Consider the following 15,055-nt stretch of genomic DNA (forward strand, 5'->3'; position numbering starts at 1 on the left):
GTTGGCTGCCAAGAAAAAACCTGCACCCAAGCGTGGCGCCAGCCGTTACCAAGCTCCTGCAAAGCAACCGATCCCGGGCTGGCTGTGGATGGCCATCGGCCTGACGGTCGGCGCGTTCATTGTGTTCCTGATGAAGCTGGAGCCAGGCAAGGGCAGTGACAGCGTCAAGCGCGAGAAGGTCGAGCAGCAGCAGAAAGCCACCAAGATCGCCGAGGCCAACAAGACCCCGCCGAGCCCGACGCAACCGGTGAAGCCGAAGTACGACTTCTACACCTTGCTGCCGGAATCGGAAGTGATCGTGCCGCCGGATGCGGTGCCGGAGAAAACCCTGCCGACACCACAAGTGCCGGCCGTACCGACCACGCCAGTGACGCCTGCGGAAGCGGCGAAGATCGACACTGCCCGGGCTCAAGCGGCATTGGCCGGCATCACCCCGCCGCCAGCGCCACCGGTGGCAAAAGCGGCGCCGGTGACCAAGTTCTTCCTGCAGGCCGGTTCGTTCCGCAAGCAAGCCGATGCCGACAAGGTTCGGGCGCAGATTATCCTGTTGGGTCAGGCCGTGGCGGTTGAATCCGGCACGGTGAAGGACGAGACCTGGTACCGGGTACTGGTCGGCCCGTTCAGCAACCGCGAACAACTGACCACCGCCCAGAAGCAACTGGCGGGCAGCGGCTTCAGTAACCTGTTGTTACAACAACGCCAGAGCCGCTGATCCCACTTTACAGCCAGAAGCAATCTGCTTTTGTGGCGAGGGAGCTTGCTCCCGCTGGAGTGCGAAGCACTCCCAATCCGGCCATCGCGGTATGCCAGACAAACCGCGATGCCCGGATTTACGACTGCTTCGCAGCCGAACGGGACGGTGCGGCAATCCGACAAGCTCCCTCGCCACAGGGATTCACTTGCACCCGCCTTCGCAAATGACACACCGCTCGTCCCCCGCCGCGTCCTACAGTTGAAAAACGCTCCACCACCCCCATATGAGTTGGCATAAGGCATTTTCGCCCCGCTGCGTGGAGACTCTCCCTTGACCACCATCGTTTCAGTTCGCCGCCACGGCAAAGTCGTCATGGGCGGCGACGGCCAGGTTTCGCTCGGCAATACCGTGATGAAAGGCAACGCGAAGAAAGTTCGCCGCCTGTACCACGGTCAGGTTATCGCCGGTTTTGCCGGGGCTACCGCTGACGCCTTCACCCTCTTCGAACGTTTCGAAGGCCAACTCGAAAAACATCAGGGCCACCTGGTTCGCGCTGCTGTCGAGCTCGCCAAAGAATGGCGCACCGACCGCTCCCTCAGCCGCCTCGAAGCCATGCTCGCGGTCGCCAACAAGGATGCCTCCCTGATCATCACCGGCAACGGTGACGTGGTTGAGCCTGAAGAAGGCCTGATCGCCATGGGTTCCGGCGGCGGCTACGCCCAGGCTGCGGCCAGCGCGCTGTTGAAAAAGACCGACCTGTCGGCCCGGGAAATCGTCGAAACCGCTTTGGGCATCGCTGGCGACATCTGCGTGTTCACCAACCACAACATCACCATCGAGGAGCAGGATCTCGCTGAGTAAGCCTGTCTTGGCCTAGCGCCACGGCTTACTTTTGCTTGAGGACCGCCAATTACTATGCCCATGACCCCCCGTGAAATCGTCCACGAACTCAATCGCCATATCATCGGCCAGGACGATGCCAAACGCGCCGTCGCCATTGCCTTGCGCAACCGCTGGCGCCGGATGCAGCTGCCCGAAGAGCTGCGCGTCGAAGTCACCCCCAAGAACATCCTGATGATCGGCCCGACTGGCGTCGGTAAAACCGAGATCGCCCGTCGCCTGGCCAAACTCGCCAACGCGCCGTTCATCAAAGTCGAAGCAACAAAATTCACCGAAGTGGGCTATGTCGGCCGTGACGTCGAATCGATCATTCGTGATCTGGCCGACGCGGCGATCAAGCTGCTGCGCGAACAGGAAATGACCAAGGTTCGCCACCGCGCCGAAGACGCTGCCGAAGAGCGCATCCTCGACGCGTTGCTGCCTCCGGCACGCATGGGCTTCAGCAACGAAGACGCCGCCCCGGCCCAGGACTCCAACACCCGCCAGCTGTTCCGCAAACGCCTGCGTGAAGGTCAGCTGGACGACAAGGAGATCGAAATCGAAGTCGCCGAAATCACCGGCGTCGATATCTCCGCGCCACCGGGCATGGAAGAAATGACCAACCAGTTGCAGAGCCTGTTCGCCAACATGGGCAAGGGCAAGCGCAAGAGCCGCAAGCTCAAGGTCAAGGAAGCGCTGAAACTGGTTCGCGACGAAGAAGCCGGTCGCCTGGTCAACGAAGAAGAGTTGAAGGCCAAGGCGCTGGAAGCTGTCGAACAACACGGCATCGTGTTCATCGACGAAATCGACAAGGTCGCCAAGCGCGGCAATACCGGTGGCGTCGACGTATCCCGTGAAGGCGTACAGCGCGATTTGCTGCCGCTGATCGAAGGCTGCACCGTCAACACCAAACTGGGTATGGTCAAGACCGACCACATCCTGTTCATCGCCTCCGGTGCGTTCCACCTGAGCAAGCCGAGCGATCTGGTGCCGGAGCTGCAAGGTCGCCTGCCGATTCGGGTCGAACTCAAGGCCCTGAGCCCGGAAGATTTCGAGCGCATCCTCAGTGAGCCGCATGCATCGCTCACCGAGCAGTATTGCGCGCTGCTGAAAACCGAAGGGCTGCTCATCGAGTTCCAGCCGGACGGCATCAAGCGTATTGCCGAGATTGCCTGGCAGGTCAACGAGAAGACCGAGAACATCGGCGCACGTCGCCTGCACACCTTGCTGGAGCGTCTGCTTGAAGAGGTGTCGTTCAGCGCCGGCGATCTGGCCAGCACCCATGACGAAAAGGCGATCCTGATCGATGCCGATTACGTCAACAGCCACTTGGGCGAATTGGCGCAGAACGAAGACCTGTCCCGTTATATCCTGTAGGTCTCATTCTGTGTGAGCGGGCTTCTGTGGCGAGGGAGCTTGCTCCCGCTGGGTCGCGAAGCGGCCCCAAAGTCGGTGAATGCGGTTTATCTACAAGACCTCATTCGCCGGATTTACGACTGCTACGCAGCCGAGCGGGAGCAAGCTCCCTCGCCACAGGTCACCCGCCGACACAGGGCCTTCATACAAACGGAAGATCGGCCCCATGACGACCCAACTCCCCACCGACATCAAACTGCACAAAGCCTCGAAAACCCTGACGCTCAAATATGCGTCCGGCGAGGAGTATCACCTGCCCGCAGAATTCCTTCGCGTGCACTCTCCTTCCGCCGAGGTCCAGGGCCACGGCAAACCTATCCTGCAATTTGGCAAGATCGGCGTAGGCCTGAGCAAGGTCGAACCAGCCGGTCAGTACGCACTGAAATTGACCTTCGACGACGGCCACGACAGCGGCCTGTTCACTTGGGAATATCTGTACCAGTTGGCGGTGCGCCAAGAGGATCTGTGGAACGATTATCTTGCCGAACTCAAAGCGGCTGGAAAGACCCGTGATCCGAACGAGTCGGTCGTCAAGCTGATGCTCTAAGTCAGGCCTCTAGGTATTTAGAGGGCATTTTCTAATTCCATCTGTTTGAATGCTTGGCTGCCGGGTCAACGATTGGCCCGCTTGCGAAAAAAATTAAACTCGGGTAACCAATGGAGCTGGCAAGTTCCGTGCAGTGCTCTCTGAACTGAAAAGCAGCTATGCAATCAACGGTCACCCGAGCAGTAGTACCTGGCGCATTGTGTGACTACACAGCTGGGCTCAGGTACTCGCCTCAGGACAATGGAGCGTCGTAGATGAGTAACAAGCAAAACGATGACCTGAAATTCCAGGCTTCAGAAAATACCTTGGGACTGAATCCTGTTGTTGGGCTGCGTAGAAAGGATCTACTGGGTTCCGCTCGAATGGTGCTGACCCAGGCCATCAGACAACCCATCCACAGTGCCAGGCACGTCGCCCATTTCGGCATCGAACTCAAGAACGTGCTGTTCGGAAAATCCGAGCTTCAACCGCAAAGCGACGACCGCCGTTTCCTCGACCCGGCCTGGAGTCAAAACCCTCTCTACAAACGTTATTTGCAAACTTATCTGGCGTGGCGCAAGGAGCTCCACACCTGGATCGATAAGAGCAATCTCTCGCCCAAGGACGTCGCTCGCGGGCATTTCGTGATCAACCTCATGACCGAAGCCATGGCCCCGACCAACACGGCGGCCAACCCGGCGGCGGTCAAACGCTTCTTCGAAACCGGCGGCAAAAGCCTGCTCGACGGCCTCTCCCATCTGGCCAAGGATCTGATCCACAATGGCGGGATGCCGAGCCAGGTCAACATGGGCGCGTTCGAAGTCGGCAAGAGCCTAGGCGTGACCGAAGGCGCAGTGGTCTTTCGCAACGACGTGCTGGAACTGATCCAGTACAAGCCGATCACCGAGCAGGTGCATGAACGCCCACTGCTGGTGGTGCCGCCGCAAATCAACAAGTTCTATGTTTTCGACCTGAGCCCGGACAAGAGCCTGGCGCGCTTCTGCCTGCGCAACAACGTGCAGACGTTCATCGTCAGCTGGCGCAACCCGACCAAGGAACAACGCGAGTGGGGTCTGTCGACCTACATCGAAGCGCTCAAGGAAGCGGTCGATGTAGTCACCGCGATCACCGGCAGCAAAGACGTGAACATGCTCGGTGCCTGCTCCGGCGGCATTACCTGCACCGCCCTGCTGGGTCATTACGCAGCGATCGGCGAAAAGAAAGTAAACGCCCTGACACTGCTGGTCAGCGTGCTCGACACCACCCTCGACAGCGACGTGGCCCTGTTCGTCGACGAGCAGACCCTCGAAGCCGCCAAGCGCCATTCCTACCAGGCCGGTGTGCTGGAAGGCCGCGACATGGCGAAAGTCTTCGCCTGGATGCGCCCCAACGACTTGATCTGGAACTACTGGGTCAACAACTACCTGTTGGGCAACGAGCCACCGGTGTTCGACATTCTGTTCTGGAACAACGACACCACTCGCCTGCCGGCCGCTTTCCATGGCGACCTGATCGAGATGTTCAAAAACAATCCACTGGTCCGCCCTGACGCACTGGAAGTGTGCGGCACGCCGATTGACCTGAAACAGGTCACTGCCGACATCTTTTCCCTGGCCGGCACCAACGACCACATCACCCCGTGGAAGTCCTGCTACAAGTCGGCACAACTGTTCGGCGGCAAGGTCGAGTTCGTGCTGTCCAGCAGCGGACATATCCAGAGCATTCTGAACCCGCCCGGCAACCCGAAAGCACGCTACATGACCAGCACCGACATGCCGGTCAAAGCCGAGGACTGGATGGAAAACTCCACCAAGCACACCGACTCCTGGTGGCTGCATTGGCAGGCGTGGCAGGCCGAACGCTCGGGCAAACTGAAAAAGTCCCCCGCCAACCTTGGCAACAAGGCCTATCCCGCGGGTGAAGCGTCGCCAGGCACGTATGTGCACGAACGTTGAGCTTCAAACAACTCGCAGTCCGCGGCACTGGGAGGTGCCGCGATTGTCATCAATCAGCCTCGAGGCCAGCCTCGAACATTCTGCGACGGCCCGGGATGGCCCGAGCAGCGTTTAAAACCTACAGGGCTTCGTGCATGCCGCAACCGTTCGTATTTCGTACCGTCAACCTGGATGGGCAGACCCTCCGCACCGCGGTACGCCCCGGCAAGCCTCACTTGACGCCCTTGCTGGTTTTCAATGGCATCGGCGCCAACCTGGAGCTGATATTTCCGTTCGTCCAGGCGCTGGATCCGGACCTGGAAGTCATCGCCTTCGACGTCCCCGGTGTCGGCGGCTCATCGACCCCCCACCGGCCGTATCGCTTCTCGGGCCTGGCGAAACTGACGGCACGAATGCTCGACTATCTCGATTACGGGCAGGTCAATGTGATCGGCGTGTCATGGGGTGGCGCCCTGGCGCAGCAATTTGCCTATGACTATCCCGAGCGCTGCAAGAAGCTGGTGCTGGCAGCCACGGCGGCCGGCACAGTGATGGTGCCGGGCAAACCGAAAGTGCTGTGGATGATGGCCAGCCCACGACGCTACATCCAGCCGTCCCATGTGATTCGCATCGCGCCGATGATCTATGGCGGCTCGTTCCGTCGCGATCCGACCCTGGCGGCCAGTCACGCCGCGCGGGTTCGCTCGGCAGGCAAACTGGGCTACTACTGGCAGCTGTTCGCCGGGTTCGGCTGGACCAGCATTCACTGGCTGCACAAGATCCATCAACCGACCCTGGTGCTGGCCGGCGACGATGACCCTCTGATCCCGCTGATCAATATGCGCATGCTGGCCTGGCGAATTCCCAATGCCCAATTGCACATCATCGACGACGGGCATCTGTTCTTGATTACCCGGGCCGAAGCGGTGGCACCGATCATCATGAAGTTTCTCGAAGAGGAACGTCAGCGCGCAGTGATGCATCCGCATCCGGCGCCATCGGGCAGTTGACCTGCCCCGGATTTGGTTCAGGAAAAGAGCGTCGACAGGACGTCGTACCGCGCAACAATCCGCAACAACGTCTATGGTGATTTGTTCGGTGAGTTTGTTTTTGGCCTGATGACGAAGGAGTGTTGACTCATGCGCGACAAACCAGCGAAGGGCTCCTTGCCCACTCCCGCTGCATTCATCAACGCACAGAGTGCGGTTACCGGTCTGCGCGGCCGGGACTTGCTTTCAACCTTGCGCAGCCTGGCCACCCATGGCCTGCGCAACCCGGTGTACACGGCCCGGCATGCCTTGAAGCTGGGCGGCCAGCTTGGCCGCGTGCTGTTGGGTGAGACCCTGCACCCGATCAATCCGCAAGACAGTCGCTTTGCCGACCCGGCGTGGAGCCTCAACCCTTTTTATCGCCGCAGCTTGCAGGCCTACCTGAGTTGGCAGAAGGAGGTCAAAAACTGGATCGACGAGAGCAACCTGAGCCCGGACGATCGCGCCCGCGCCCACTTTGCGTTTGCCTTGATCAACGACGCCGTGGCGCCATCCAACACCCTGCTCAATCCGCTGGCGGTCAAGGAGATCTTCAACTCTGGCGGTCACAGCCTGGTGCGGGGTATCGGCCATTTGCTTGACGATCTGCTGCACAACGACGGCTTGCCCAGACAGGTCACCAAACAAGCATTCGAGGTAGGCAAGACAGTCGCCACCACCACCGGCTCCGTGGTGTTTCGCAATGAGCTGCTGGAACTGATCCAGTACAAGCCGATGAGCGAGAAACAGTATTCCAAGCCGTTGCTGATCGTGCCGCCACAGATCAACAAGTTCTACATTTTCGACTTGAGCCCCAGTAACAGCTTCGTCCAGTTCGCCCTTAAAAACGGCTTGCAGACCTTCGTGATCAGCTGGCGCAATCCTGATGTGCGTCACCGCGAATGGGGGCTGTCGTCTTACGTCGAAGCCACCGAAGAAGCGATGAATGTGTGCCGGGCGATCACCGGTTCCCGCGATGTCAACCTGATGGGTGCCTGCGCCGGCGGGCTGACCATCGCCGCGCTGCAAGGGCACTTGCAGGCCAAGCGGCAGCTGCGGCGGGTGTCCAGCGCGACCTATCTGGTGAGCCTGCTCGACAGTCAGATAGAAAGCCCGGCCACCCTCTTCGTCGACGAACAAACGCTGGAAGCGGCCAAGCGCCGCTCATATCAGAAGGGCGTTCTGGAAGGTCGCGACATGGCCAGGGTTTTTGCCTGGATGCGCCCCAACGATTTGATCTGGAATTACTTCGTCAATAACTACCTGCTGGGCAAGGAGCCACCGGCGTTCGACATCCTCTACTGGAACAATGACAACACGCGCCTGCCGGCAGCGTTTCATGGCGACCTGCTGGACTTCTTCAAGCACAACCCGCTGAGTCATCCGGGCGGGCTGGAAGTGTGCGGCACTCCGATCGACCTGCAAAAAGTCACCGTCGACAGTTTCAGCGTGGCCGGCATGAACGATCACATCACCCCGTGGGATGCGGTGTATCGCTCGACCTTGCTGCTGGGTGGCGAGCGGCGCTTCGTGCTGTCGAGCAGCGGTCATGTGCAGAGCATTCTCAACCCGCCGCACAACTCGAAAGCCAACTACGTCGAGAACCCGAAACTGAGCAGCGACCCGCGGGCCTGGTATTACGACGCCAAACGCGTCGACGGCAGTTGGTGGACACAATGGCTGAGCTGGATTCAGGAACGCTCCGGCACTCAACACGAAACCCTGATGACCCTTGGCAACCAGAACTATCCACCGATGGAGGCGGCACCCGGTACTTACGTGCGCGTGCGCTGACGTTCAATGATCCACGGCCGCCAATGGCCGTGGCCTGACTCGACATTAAGAAGACTGGATGAAAACCCGCGACCGGATTCTCGAATGTGCCCTGCAGTTGTTCAATCAGAAGGGCGAACCGAACGTTTCCACCATGGAAGTGGCCAACGAAATGGGCATCAGCCCGGGCAACCTCTATTACCACTTCCACGGCAAGGAGCCGCTGATACTGGGGCTGTTCGAACGCTTCCAGACCGAACTGACGCCCTTGCTCGATCCACCGTCCGATGTGGAATTGGCACCCGAAGATTACTGGCTGTTCCTGCACCTGATCGTCGAACGCCTGGCCCAATACCGGTTTCTGTTCCAGGACTTGTCGAACCTTGCCGGCCGCCTACCGAAACTGGCCAAGGGGATACGCAACTTGCTCAATGCGTTGAAGCGCACACTGGCTTCATTGCTGGCGCAGTTGAAGGCTCAGGGGCAGTTGGTCAGCGACACCCAGGCGCTGGGGCAACTGGTGGAACAAATCACCATGACATTGCTGTTCTCGCTGGACTATCAGCGGATTCTCGACCGTGAAGGTGAAGTACGACTGGTGGTGTATCAGATCATGATGCTGGTGGCCCCGCACTTGTTGCCGCCGGTCAAAGTCGCGACCGAGCGGTTGGCGTTGCAGTACCTCGAAGAGCACGACTGACCCGGTGGGTCTTCGATGGTTTCTGGCATCCATGCACAAACAAAAACGCCCGACCTTTACAGGCCGGGCGTTTTTTTGCGTCCTGGAAATCAGGACTGACTGGTTGGCGCCGATGGAGTCGGTGCGATAGTCGGGGTTACAGCAGGGGTCGGTGCAGCGGCGGAGTTCGCCGGACTGACCGGGGTTGCCGGTTTGGCGGCAGCCACTGCTGGTTTCGGAGCGGCCGCTTTCGGGGCGGCTGGTTTCTTCACTGCTGGCTTCTTCGCCGCAGCGGGTTTGGCCGCTGCGGTTTTAGCTGCAGGTTTGGCCGCTGGTTTAGCGGCTGGTTTTGCAGCAGCTTTTGCAGCGGGTTTAGCGGCCGCTTTGGCTGCAGGTTTCGCAGCAGCAGTTTTGGCTGCCGGCTTGGCGGCAGGTTTCGCTGCGGCCTTGGCCAATGGTTTGGCAGCGCTTTTAGCTGCCGGTTTGGCCGCCGCGGTTTTCGCCGCAACAGGCGCAACCTTGGCACCGGTGAGTTTTTCGATTTGCTTGGTCAGGGTATCGACCTTGCTGTGCAGTGCCTTGACCTCATTGCGGCTCGGTACACCCAGACGCGAAATGGCGCTGTTCAGGCGCTTGTCGAAAGCCCCTTCCAGCTCATCCCACTTGCCCAGTGCGCGATCTTTCACGCCGCTGATGCGCGACTTGGCCGACGAAGCGGAGTCCTTGGCAGCATCGACAGTCTTGCCGACAGCGCTCTTGGTGAGCTTCTCGGCTTTCTCGCCGTCCTTAACCAATGCATCGAAGAGTTTGCTGCCGTCAGTATCAATCTTCGAGTACACGCCTAAACCAGCCAGCCAGATCTTGCGGGAGTAGTCTTCGACCTTCCCGATCCACGAGCTGCCTTCTTTTTCAGTATTCTTTTTGCCAGCCATCCCGTTCTCCTTAAGATTTACGCGCGACACGTTCGAGCAATGCTGTCAGCTCATCGAGCTTAGCAGAGAGTGTCTCCACGTCATGTTTAGACGGAATGCCGATACGATTCAAGGCACTTGCGATACGCGTATCGAAAGCCTTCTCGACTTTGTCGAGTTGAAGTTCGACTTTGCCTTTGAAAGTACTCACTTCACTCTTGGCTTCATCGATCTCGGCATTAGCCGCTTCAAGTTTCTCAGCAACTACTTTTTTGCCTTTCTTTTCAACAGCTTGACCAGCCTTGATCAACTCTTGAACGTACTCGCTACCCTCTTGACCGACCTTGGTGTAGGCACCCAGGCCCGCCAGCCAGATCTTGCGGGCATACGATTTGACGTCGTTCAGAGTGTTGGTCTCAACGTCGACTTTTTTCTTCAAAATAACTTTGGCCATGGTCCACCTCACGCGCAGAAGGGTTGAGGAACTGCCCGCGAAAGTGTCGGGCTCAGGCACAAAGTAGGGAGAAAAATTAGAAACGGCACCCTAACAAATGACACAAATCGGTGGTGCCTCCGGGAAAAGATCGCAGCCTTCGGCAGCGCCTGCAGATGTACACATTTCAATGCAGGCGCTGTCGAAGGCTGCGATCTTTGGGGAATCACGCGAGGGCTTTGTCGAGGGCCCTTTCGATTTCCGATTTGATGGTGCCGCTCATGGCGGACATCAACAGCCCCAGTTCGACATCGACCCTGATCGAGTCCTCGCCCACATGTACCGCGCCTTTCACACCGGAGCGCTTGAGGTTCAGGGTGTCACCGGACCACTGCGGCTCCAGGCCATATTGATCGGACAGTTTCTGCGCCAACTTGTCGGCCTTCTCGCGGGCCGCTTCCTTACCCAGGCCATGGGCACGCTCAACACTAATATGGGCCATCGAATGACTCCTGCTTTATGGACACTTCCTGAAGCATCTTGACCGTTACTGCGTCAAAACGTCCCAGTTTCTCTATATCTTACCTTCAGCCTTGCCAAGACAAAGCAGGCCACCGGGATTAGAATGTCCCGCATTCTATTTTGGTGACAGCGATATGACTGATCAGCGCAAAGGCAGCGATGCCGAACCCACCACTCACTTCGGCTTCAAAAACGTTCCGGAAAGCCAGAAAGCGGAAAAAGTCGCTGAGGTTTTCCACTCGGTAGCCGCCAAGTACGACTTGATGAACGACCTCCTGTCGGGCGGCATGCACCGTCTATGGAAGCGTTTCGCGATCGAACTGTCGGGCGTGCGTGCCGGTAACCGCGTGCTGGACATCGCCGGCGGCACTGGCGACCTGACCAAAAAGTTTTCGCATCTTGTGGGACCGACTGGTCAGGTAGTGTTGGCCGACATCAACGAATCCATGCTCAAGGTCGGTCGTGACCGCCTGCTGGATCTGGGTGTGTCCGGCAACGTCGAATTCGTCCAGGCCGACGCTGAAAAGCTGCCGTTCCCGGACAACCACTTCGACTGCGTGACCATCGCTTTCGGCCTGCGCAACGTGACGCATAAAGAAGACGCCCTGCGCTCGATGCTGCGCGTGCTCAAGCCCGGCGGTCGCCTGCTGGTGCTGGAGTTCTCCAAACCCACCAACGCACTGATGTCCAAAGCCTACGATGCCTATTCGTTCGCCTTCATGCCGTTGATGGGCAAGCTGATCACCAATGATTCGGAAAGCTATCGCTACCTGGCCGAATCGATCCGCATGCACCCGAATCAGGAAACCCTGAAGTCGATGATGGTCGAGGCCGGTTTCGACCGCGTGACCTACCACAACATGACCGCAGGCATCGTCGCCCTGCACCGTGGCATCAAACCCTGATGTTGCTGGCCGGCCTGCTCGCCAGCGTTGAACTCGGTCTGAACCGGGTGCTGCGTCTCGACAGCACGGCGCTGCCGCGGCTGGCGCATTTGAGTGGCAAGGTGATTGCCGTCGACTGCCGCAGCCCGGCGTTGCAATTGTTCATCCTGCCCAGCGATGAAGGTCTGATGCTGGCGTCCCACTGGGAAACCGGTGCCGACTGCACGTTGCGCGCACCCGCCTCAAGCCTGCTGAAACTGGCGACGAGCAAAGACAAGACTTCCGTGCTGCATGGCCCGGAAGTCGAGCTCGACGGCGACAGCGGCGTGCTGCTGGAACTGGCGACGGTCCTGCAGGACCTGGAGCTGGACTGGGAGTACGAACTCTCGCGCTGGCTGGGACCTGTGGCCACGCAACTGGTCGGCGGTCACCTGCGCAGTCGCGCACGCTGGTATCAGCAAGGGTTCGCCAGCCTCAACCAGAACCTGGGCGAATACCTGGCCGAAGAATCGCGCACCCTCGTCGGTCAGCGCGAAGCCGAAGCCCGTTTCAGTGAACTGGACCAGATCAAGCTCGATCTGGAACGTCTCGAGGCGCGTTTCGAGCGCCTTTCCCGATCCCTCGACCCAAGCGATAACGCATGAAGCTGCTTGCCGTCCGCCGTTTGTTGCGCATCCAGCGCGTCGTGATCCGCTACCGCCTCGATGACCTGCTGTTCGCCCTGCCATTGCCCTGGTTTTTGCTGGCGCTGCGCTATGCCTTGCCGTGGCGCTGGTTCCCGCGCAAGCCCCTGGACCTGAGCCGTGGCGCACGATTGCGCCTGGCGTTGCAGGACCTTGGGCCGATTTTCATCAAGTTCGGCCAGATCCTTTCGACGCGCCGCGACTTGCTGCCCGAAGACATCGCCGATGAACTGATGATGTTGCAGGACCGGGTACCGCCGTTCGACTCGCAAGTGTCGGTCCGGTTGATCGAAGAGCAGCTCGGCAAGAAGATCAATGAAGTCTTCTCACGTTTCGACGTCGAACCGCTGGCCTCGGCTTCGGTGGCACAGGTGCATGCCGCGCAGCTGAAAACCGGTGAAGAAGTGGTGGTCAAGGTGATTCGCCCAGGCCTCAAACCGGTGATTGCCCAGGACCTGGCATGGCTGTTCATTCTTGCCCGCGCCGCGGAAAAACTCTCGGCCGACGCCCGTCTGCTACACCCGGTGGACGTGGTCAGTGATTACGAAAAAACCATCTACGACGAACTCGACCTGCTGCGCGAAGCCGCCAACGCCAGCCAGTTGAAGCGCAACTTCGACGGTTCGCCGCTGCTGTATGTGCCGCAAGTCTATTGGGACTGGTGCCGACCGAAAGTGCTGGTGATGGAGCGCATCTACGGGATTCAGGTCACCGACCTCGCGACCCTGGCCGACCAGCGCACCGACATGAAAATGCTCGCCGAGCGTGGCGTGGAGATCTTCTTCACCCAGGTGTTCCGCGACAGTTTCTTCCACGCCGACATGCACCCCGGCAACATTTTCGTCAGCACCGTGCAGCCCTGGAGCCCGCAGTACATCGCCATCGACTGCGGCATCGTCGGCAGCCTGACCCCGGAAGACCAGGACTATCTGGCGCGCAACCTGTTCGCATTCTTCAAGCGTGATTACCGGCGTGTCGCGCAGTTGCACATCGACTCGGGCTGGGTACCGGCGGAAACCAAACTCAACGAATTCGAAGCGGCGATCCGCACGGTGTGCGAACCGATTTTCGAAAAACCGTTAAAAGATATTTCCTTCGGTCAGGTGCTGATGCGCCTGTTCCAGACCGCTCGACGCTTCAACATGGAAGTGCAGCCGCAGTTGGTCTTGCTGCAAAAAACCCTGTTGAACATCGAAGGCCTGGGTCGTCAGCTGTACCCGGACCTCGATCTGTGGAACACCGCCCAGCCGTTCCTCGAACGCTGGATGCGCGAGCGCGTCAGCCCCAAAGCCTTGCTGGGCAACGTGCAGAGCCAGTTCGAGCAGCTCCCGCACCTGGCCAACATGGCCCGCGACCTGCTCGAGCGCATGTCCCAACCCCACGCCAACGACCCGCCGCCGCCGTGGCACCGGCGCAAGGACGACGTGTTCCTGCGCCTGCTCGGTACCGCTCATCTGGCGGGTGGCACGATACTCGCCGCCGGCGGCCCGTTACACGAACTGGGGCATTGGCCCGCCGGAATCATGGTGGCGATCGGCTTGTATCTGGTCGTTCGCCGATAGCCAGTTGGATCATCGGCTGGCACACTGTTTGAACGCTGAATTTGAACATTGGCCTCAACTATTGAAGTAGAGCCCGCTGTCGGAGTCGAAGATGAAAAACTGGCTGGACGAGATCAAGTGGGACGCCGATGGCCTGGTGCCCGCGATTGCCCAGGATCACAAGACCGGACGCGTCCTGATGATGGCCTGGATGAACCGCGAAGCACTGCAATTGACCGCCGCCGAGAACCGTGCCATTTACTGGTCACGTTCCCGTGGCAAGCTGTGGCGCAAGGGCGAAGAGTCCGGCCACGTGCAAACCCTGCATGAGATGCGCCTGGACTGTGACGCTGACGTGATCATCCTGATGGTCGAGCAGATCGGCGACATCGCCTGCCATACCGGCCGTCAGAGCTGCTTCTACCGCGTCTTCGAGAACGGCGACTGGAAAACCGTCGACCCGGTTCTCAAAGACCCGCACGCCATTTACTCCGCAGGACATACTCATGAGTGACACCCTGACCCGTCTGGCCCAGGTGCTGGAAGAGCGCAAAGGCGCCGCCGCCGACAGCTCGTACGTCGCCAGCCTGTACCACAAGGGCTTGAACAAGATTCTGGAAAAAGTCGGCGAAGAGTCGGTCGAAACCATTATCGCCGCCAAGGATGCCGCCATCAGCGGTGACTGCAGCGATGTGATCTACGAGACCGCCGACCTGTGGTTCCACAGCATGGTCATGCTCGCCCAGTTGGGGCAACATCCACAGGCTGTGCTCGATGAACTGGACCGTCGCTTCGGTCTGTCCGGACATGCCGAGAAAGCCTCGCGTCCGTCCGCCTGAATAATTATTAGAGAGGAACGCAACATGGGCATTTTTGACTGGAAACACTGGATCGTCATCCTGGTTGTCGTGGTGCTGGTGTTCGGCACCAAGAAACTGAAAAACCTCGGCACTGACGTGGGCGAGTCGATCAAGGGCTTTCGCAAGGCCATGAACGACGAAGAGAAACCGGCCGACCCGACTGCGACTCCGGCCCAACCGGTTCCGCCGACCCAGCCACAGGCCACAACGTCTGTGAACCCGCCGCACACCATCGACGTGCAGGCGCAAAAAGTCGAAGAGCCGATCCGCAAAGACTCGTGAGCACTGACTA

At 59.4% G+C, this 15,055-nt stretch carries 17 protein-coding genes; 14 read left to right on the forward strand and 3 right to left on the reverse strand.

Annotated elements, in window-relative coordinates:
- Window position 1: 1 nt before the first annotated feature.
- The 8 genes from ACCC96_RS13090 (at window position 2) to ACCC96_RS13125 (ending at window position 8,950) form a co-directional block, all read left to right on the forward strand.
- Window positions 2-712, forward strand: a complete 711-nt coding sequence (locus tag ACCC96_RS13090) for an SPOR domain-containing protein (protein WP_007936813.1) — start codon at window positions 2-4, stop codon at window positions 710-712.
- A gap of 312 nt (window positions 713-1,024) precedes the next feature.
- On the forward strand, window positions 1,025-1,555 hold the full coding sequence (hslV, locus tag ACCC96_RS13095) for an ATP-dependent protease subunit HslV (protein ID WP_007936812.1): 531 nt from the start codon (window positions 1,025-1,027) through the stop codon (window positions 1,553-1,555).
- 54 nt (window positions 1,556-1,609) lie between these two features.
- The gene (gene hslU / locus ACCC96_RS13100) at window positions 1,610-2,950 is read left to right on the forward strand and encodes an ATP-dependent protease ATPase subunit HslU (RefSeq protein WP_019581849.1); all 1,341 of its coding nucleotides are present in this window, start codon (window positions 1,610-1,612) and stop codon (window positions 2,948-2,950) included.
- A 205-nt stretch (window positions 2,951-3,155) separates the two neighbouring features.
- Window positions 3,156-3,536: a gamma-butyrobetaine hydroxylase-like domain-containing protein gene (locus ACCC96_RS13105; RefSeq protein WP_018929151.1), complete on the forward strand. Its 381-nt coding sequence runs from the start codon at window positions 3,156-3,158 to the stop codon at window positions 3,534-3,536.
- 254 nt (window positions 3,537-3,790) lie between these two features.
- Complete coding sequence (phaC, locus tag ACCC96_RS13110; RefSeq protein WP_258672087.1) at window positions 3,791-5,470, forward strand: class II poly(R)-hydroxyalkanoic acid synthase; 1,680 nt, start codon at window positions 3,791-3,793, stop codon at window positions 5,468-5,470.
- Between the two features lie 134 nt (window positions 5,471-5,604).
- Window positions 5,605-6,459: a poly(3-hydroxyalkanoate) depolymerase gene (gene phaZ / locus ACCC96_RS13115; protein WP_413696047.1), complete on the forward strand. Its 855-nt coding sequence runs from the start codon at window positions 5,605-5,607 to the stop codon at window positions 6,457-6,459.
- Window positions 6,460-6,588: 129 nt separating this feature from the next.
- The gene (phaC, locus tag ACCC96_RS13120; RefSeq protein WP_413696048.1) at window positions 6,589-8,271 is read left to right on the forward strand and encodes a class II poly(R)-hydroxyalkanoic acid synthase; all 1,683 of its coding nucleotides are present in this window, start codon (window positions 6,589-6,591) and stop codon (window positions 8,269-8,271) included.
- A 58-nt stretch (window positions 8,272-8,329) separates the two neighbouring features.
- A complete protein-coding gene (locus ACCC96_RS13125; protein WP_019581845.1) occupies window positions 8,330-8,950 on the forward strand; it encodes a TetR/AcrR family transcriptional regulator in 621 nt (206 codons plus the stop codon).
- An 89-nt stretch (window positions 8,951-9,039) separates the two neighbouring features.
- On the opposite strand, the gene ACCC96_RS13130 is transcribed toward ACCC96_RS13125, so the two are convergent.
- The 3 genes from ACCC96_RS13130 to ACCC96_RS13140 all read right to left on the reverse strand — a co-directional run bounded on the left by ACCC96_RS13130 (window position 9,040) and on the right by ACCC96_RS13140 (window position 10,775).
- Window positions 9,040-9,861, reverse strand: a complete 822-nt coding sequence (locus tag ACCC96_RS13130; RefSeq protein WP_258672084.1) for a phasin family protein — start codon at window positions 9,859-9,861, stop codon at window positions 9,040-9,042.
- Window positions 9,862-9,871: 10 nt separating this feature from the next.
- Window positions 9,872-10,294 (reverse strand): phasin family protein, encoded by a 423-nt coding sequence (locus ACCC96_RS13135; RefSeq protein ID WP_007936802.1) that lies wholly within the window; start codon window positions 10,292-10,294, stop codon window positions 9,872-9,874.
- A gap of 205 nt (window positions 10,295-10,499) precedes the next feature.
- On the reverse strand, window positions 10,500-10,775 hold the full coding sequence (locus tag ACCC96_RS13140; RefSeq protein WP_018929158.1) for a polyhydroxyalkanoic acid system family protein: 276 nt from the start codon (window positions 10,773-10,775) through the stop codon (window positions 10,500-10,502).
- Window positions 10,776-10,929: 154 nt separating this feature from the next.
- Here ACCC96_RS13140 and ubiE point away from each other — a divergent pair, with 154 nt between their 5' ends.
- From ubiE to ACCC96_RS13170, 6 genes are all read left to right on the forward strand, one after another.
- Window positions 10,930-11,700: a bifunctional demethylmenaquinone methyltransferase/2-methoxy-6-polyprenyl-1,4-benzoquinol methylase UbiE gene (gene ubiE, locus ACCC96_RS13145; RefSeq protein ID WP_007936800.1), complete on the forward strand. Its 771-nt coding sequence runs from the start codon at window positions 10,930-10,932 to the stop codon at window positions 11,698-11,700.
- Window positions 11,700-12,323, forward strand: a complete 624-nt coding sequence (locus ACCC96_RS13150; protein WP_019581841.1) for an SCP2 domain-containing protein — start codon at window positions 11,700-11,702, stop codon at window positions 12,321-12,323. The genes ubiE and ACCC96_RS13150 overlap by 1 nt, the downstream gene beginning before the upstream one ends.
- Window positions 12,320-13,924 (forward strand): ubiquinone biosynthesis regulatory protein kinase UbiB, encoded by a 1,605-nt coding sequence (ubiB, locus tag ACCC96_RS13155; RefSeq protein WP_028939613.1) that lies wholly within the window; start codon window positions 12,320-12,322, stop codon window positions 13,922-13,924. The genes ACCC96_RS13150 and ubiB overlap by 4 nt, the downstream gene beginning before the upstream one ends.
- 91 nt (window positions 13,925-14,015) lie before the next feature.
- Window positions 14,016-14,417, forward strand: coding sequence for a phosphoribosyl-AMP cyclohydrolase (hisI, locus tag ACCC96_RS13160; protein WP_007936797.1), 402 nt, complete (start codon window positions 14,016-14,018; stop codon window positions 14,415-14,417).
- Complete coding sequence (locus ACCC96_RS13165; RefSeq protein ID WP_007899279.1) at window positions 14,410-14,742, forward strand: phosphoribosyl-ATP diphosphatase; 333 nt, start codon at window positions 14,410-14,412, stop codon at window positions 14,740-14,742. Before hisI ends, ACCC96_RS13165 begins: the two co-directional genes overlap by 8 nt.
- A gap of 24 nt (window positions 14,743-14,766) precedes the next feature.
- Complete coding sequence (locus ACCC96_RS13170; RefSeq protein ID WP_018929163.1) at window positions 14,767-15,045, forward strand: twin-arginine translocase TatA/TatE family subunit; 279 nt, start codon at window positions 14,767-14,769, stop codon at window positions 15,043-15,045.
- Window positions 15,046-15,055: the final 10 nt, after the last annotated feature.

This window comes from Pseudomonas sp. Pseusp11 (genome assembly GCF_047304405.1).
Lineage (GTDB): Bacteria > Pseudomonadota > Gammaproteobacteria > Pseudomonadales > Pseudomonadaceae > Aquipseudomonas.

Bases quoted from the DNA above. Each gene is read 5' to 3' on its own strand.
- ubiB (WP_028939613.1), top strand. From the start codon at position 12,320: ATGAAGCTGCTTGCCGTCCGCCGTTTGTTGCGCATCCAGCGCGTCGTG.
- ubiE (WP_007936800.1), top strand. From the start codon at position 10,930: ATGACTGATCAGCGCAAAGGCAGCGATGCCGAACCCACCACTCACTTC.
- ACCC96_RS13140 (WP_018929158.1), bottom strand. From the start codon at position 10,775: ATGGCCCATATTAGTGTTGAGCGTGCCCATGGCCTGGGTAAGGAAGCG.
- ACCC96_RS13165 (WP_007899279.1), top strand. From the start codon at position 14,410: ATGAGTGACACCCTGACCCGTCTGGCCCAGGTGCTGGAAGAGCGCAAA.
- hslU (WP_019581849.1), top strand. From the start codon at position 1,610: ATGCCCATGACCCCCCGTGAAATCGTCCACGAACTCAATCGCCATATC.
- hisI (WP_007936797.1), top strand. From the start codon at position 14,016: ATGAAAAACTGGCTGGACGAGATCAAGTGGGACGCCGATGGCCTGGTG.
- phaC (WP_258672087.1), top strand. From the start codon at position 3,791: ATGAGTAACAAGCAAAACGATGACCTGAAATTCCAGGCTTCAGAAAAT.
- ACCC96_RS13125 (WP_019581845.1), top strand. From the start codon at position 8,330: ATGAAAACCCGCGACCGGATTCTCGAATGTGCCCTGCAGTTGTTCAAT.
- ACCC96_RS13130 (WP_258672084.1), bottom strand. From the start codon at position 9,861: ATGGCTGGCAAAAAGAATACTGAAAAAGAAGGCAGCTCGTGGATCGGG.
- ACCC96_RS13150 (WP_019581841.1), top strand. From the start codon at position 11,700: ATGTTGCTGGCCGGCCTGCTCGCCAGCGTTGAACTCGGTCTGAACCGG.
- phaC (WP_413696048.1), top strand. From the start codon at position 6,589: ATGCGCGACAAACCAGCGAAGGGCTCCTTGCCCACTCCCGCTGCATTC.
- ACCC96_RS13105 (WP_018929151.1), top strand. From the start codon at position 3,156: ATGACGACCCAACTCCCCACCGACATCAAACTGCACAAAGCCTCGAAA.
- ACCC96_RS13170 (WP_018929163.1), top strand. From the start codon at position 14,767: ATGGGCATTTTTGACTGGAAACACTGGATCGTCATCCTGGTTGTCGTG.
- phaZ (WP_413696047.1), top strand. From the start codon at position 5,605: ATGCCGCAACCGTTCGTATTTCGTACCGTCAACCTGGATGGGCAGACC.
- ACCC96_RS13135 (WP_007936802.1), bottom strand. From the start codon at position 10,294: ATGGCCAAAGTTATTTTGAAGAAAAAAGTCGACGTTGAGACCAACACT.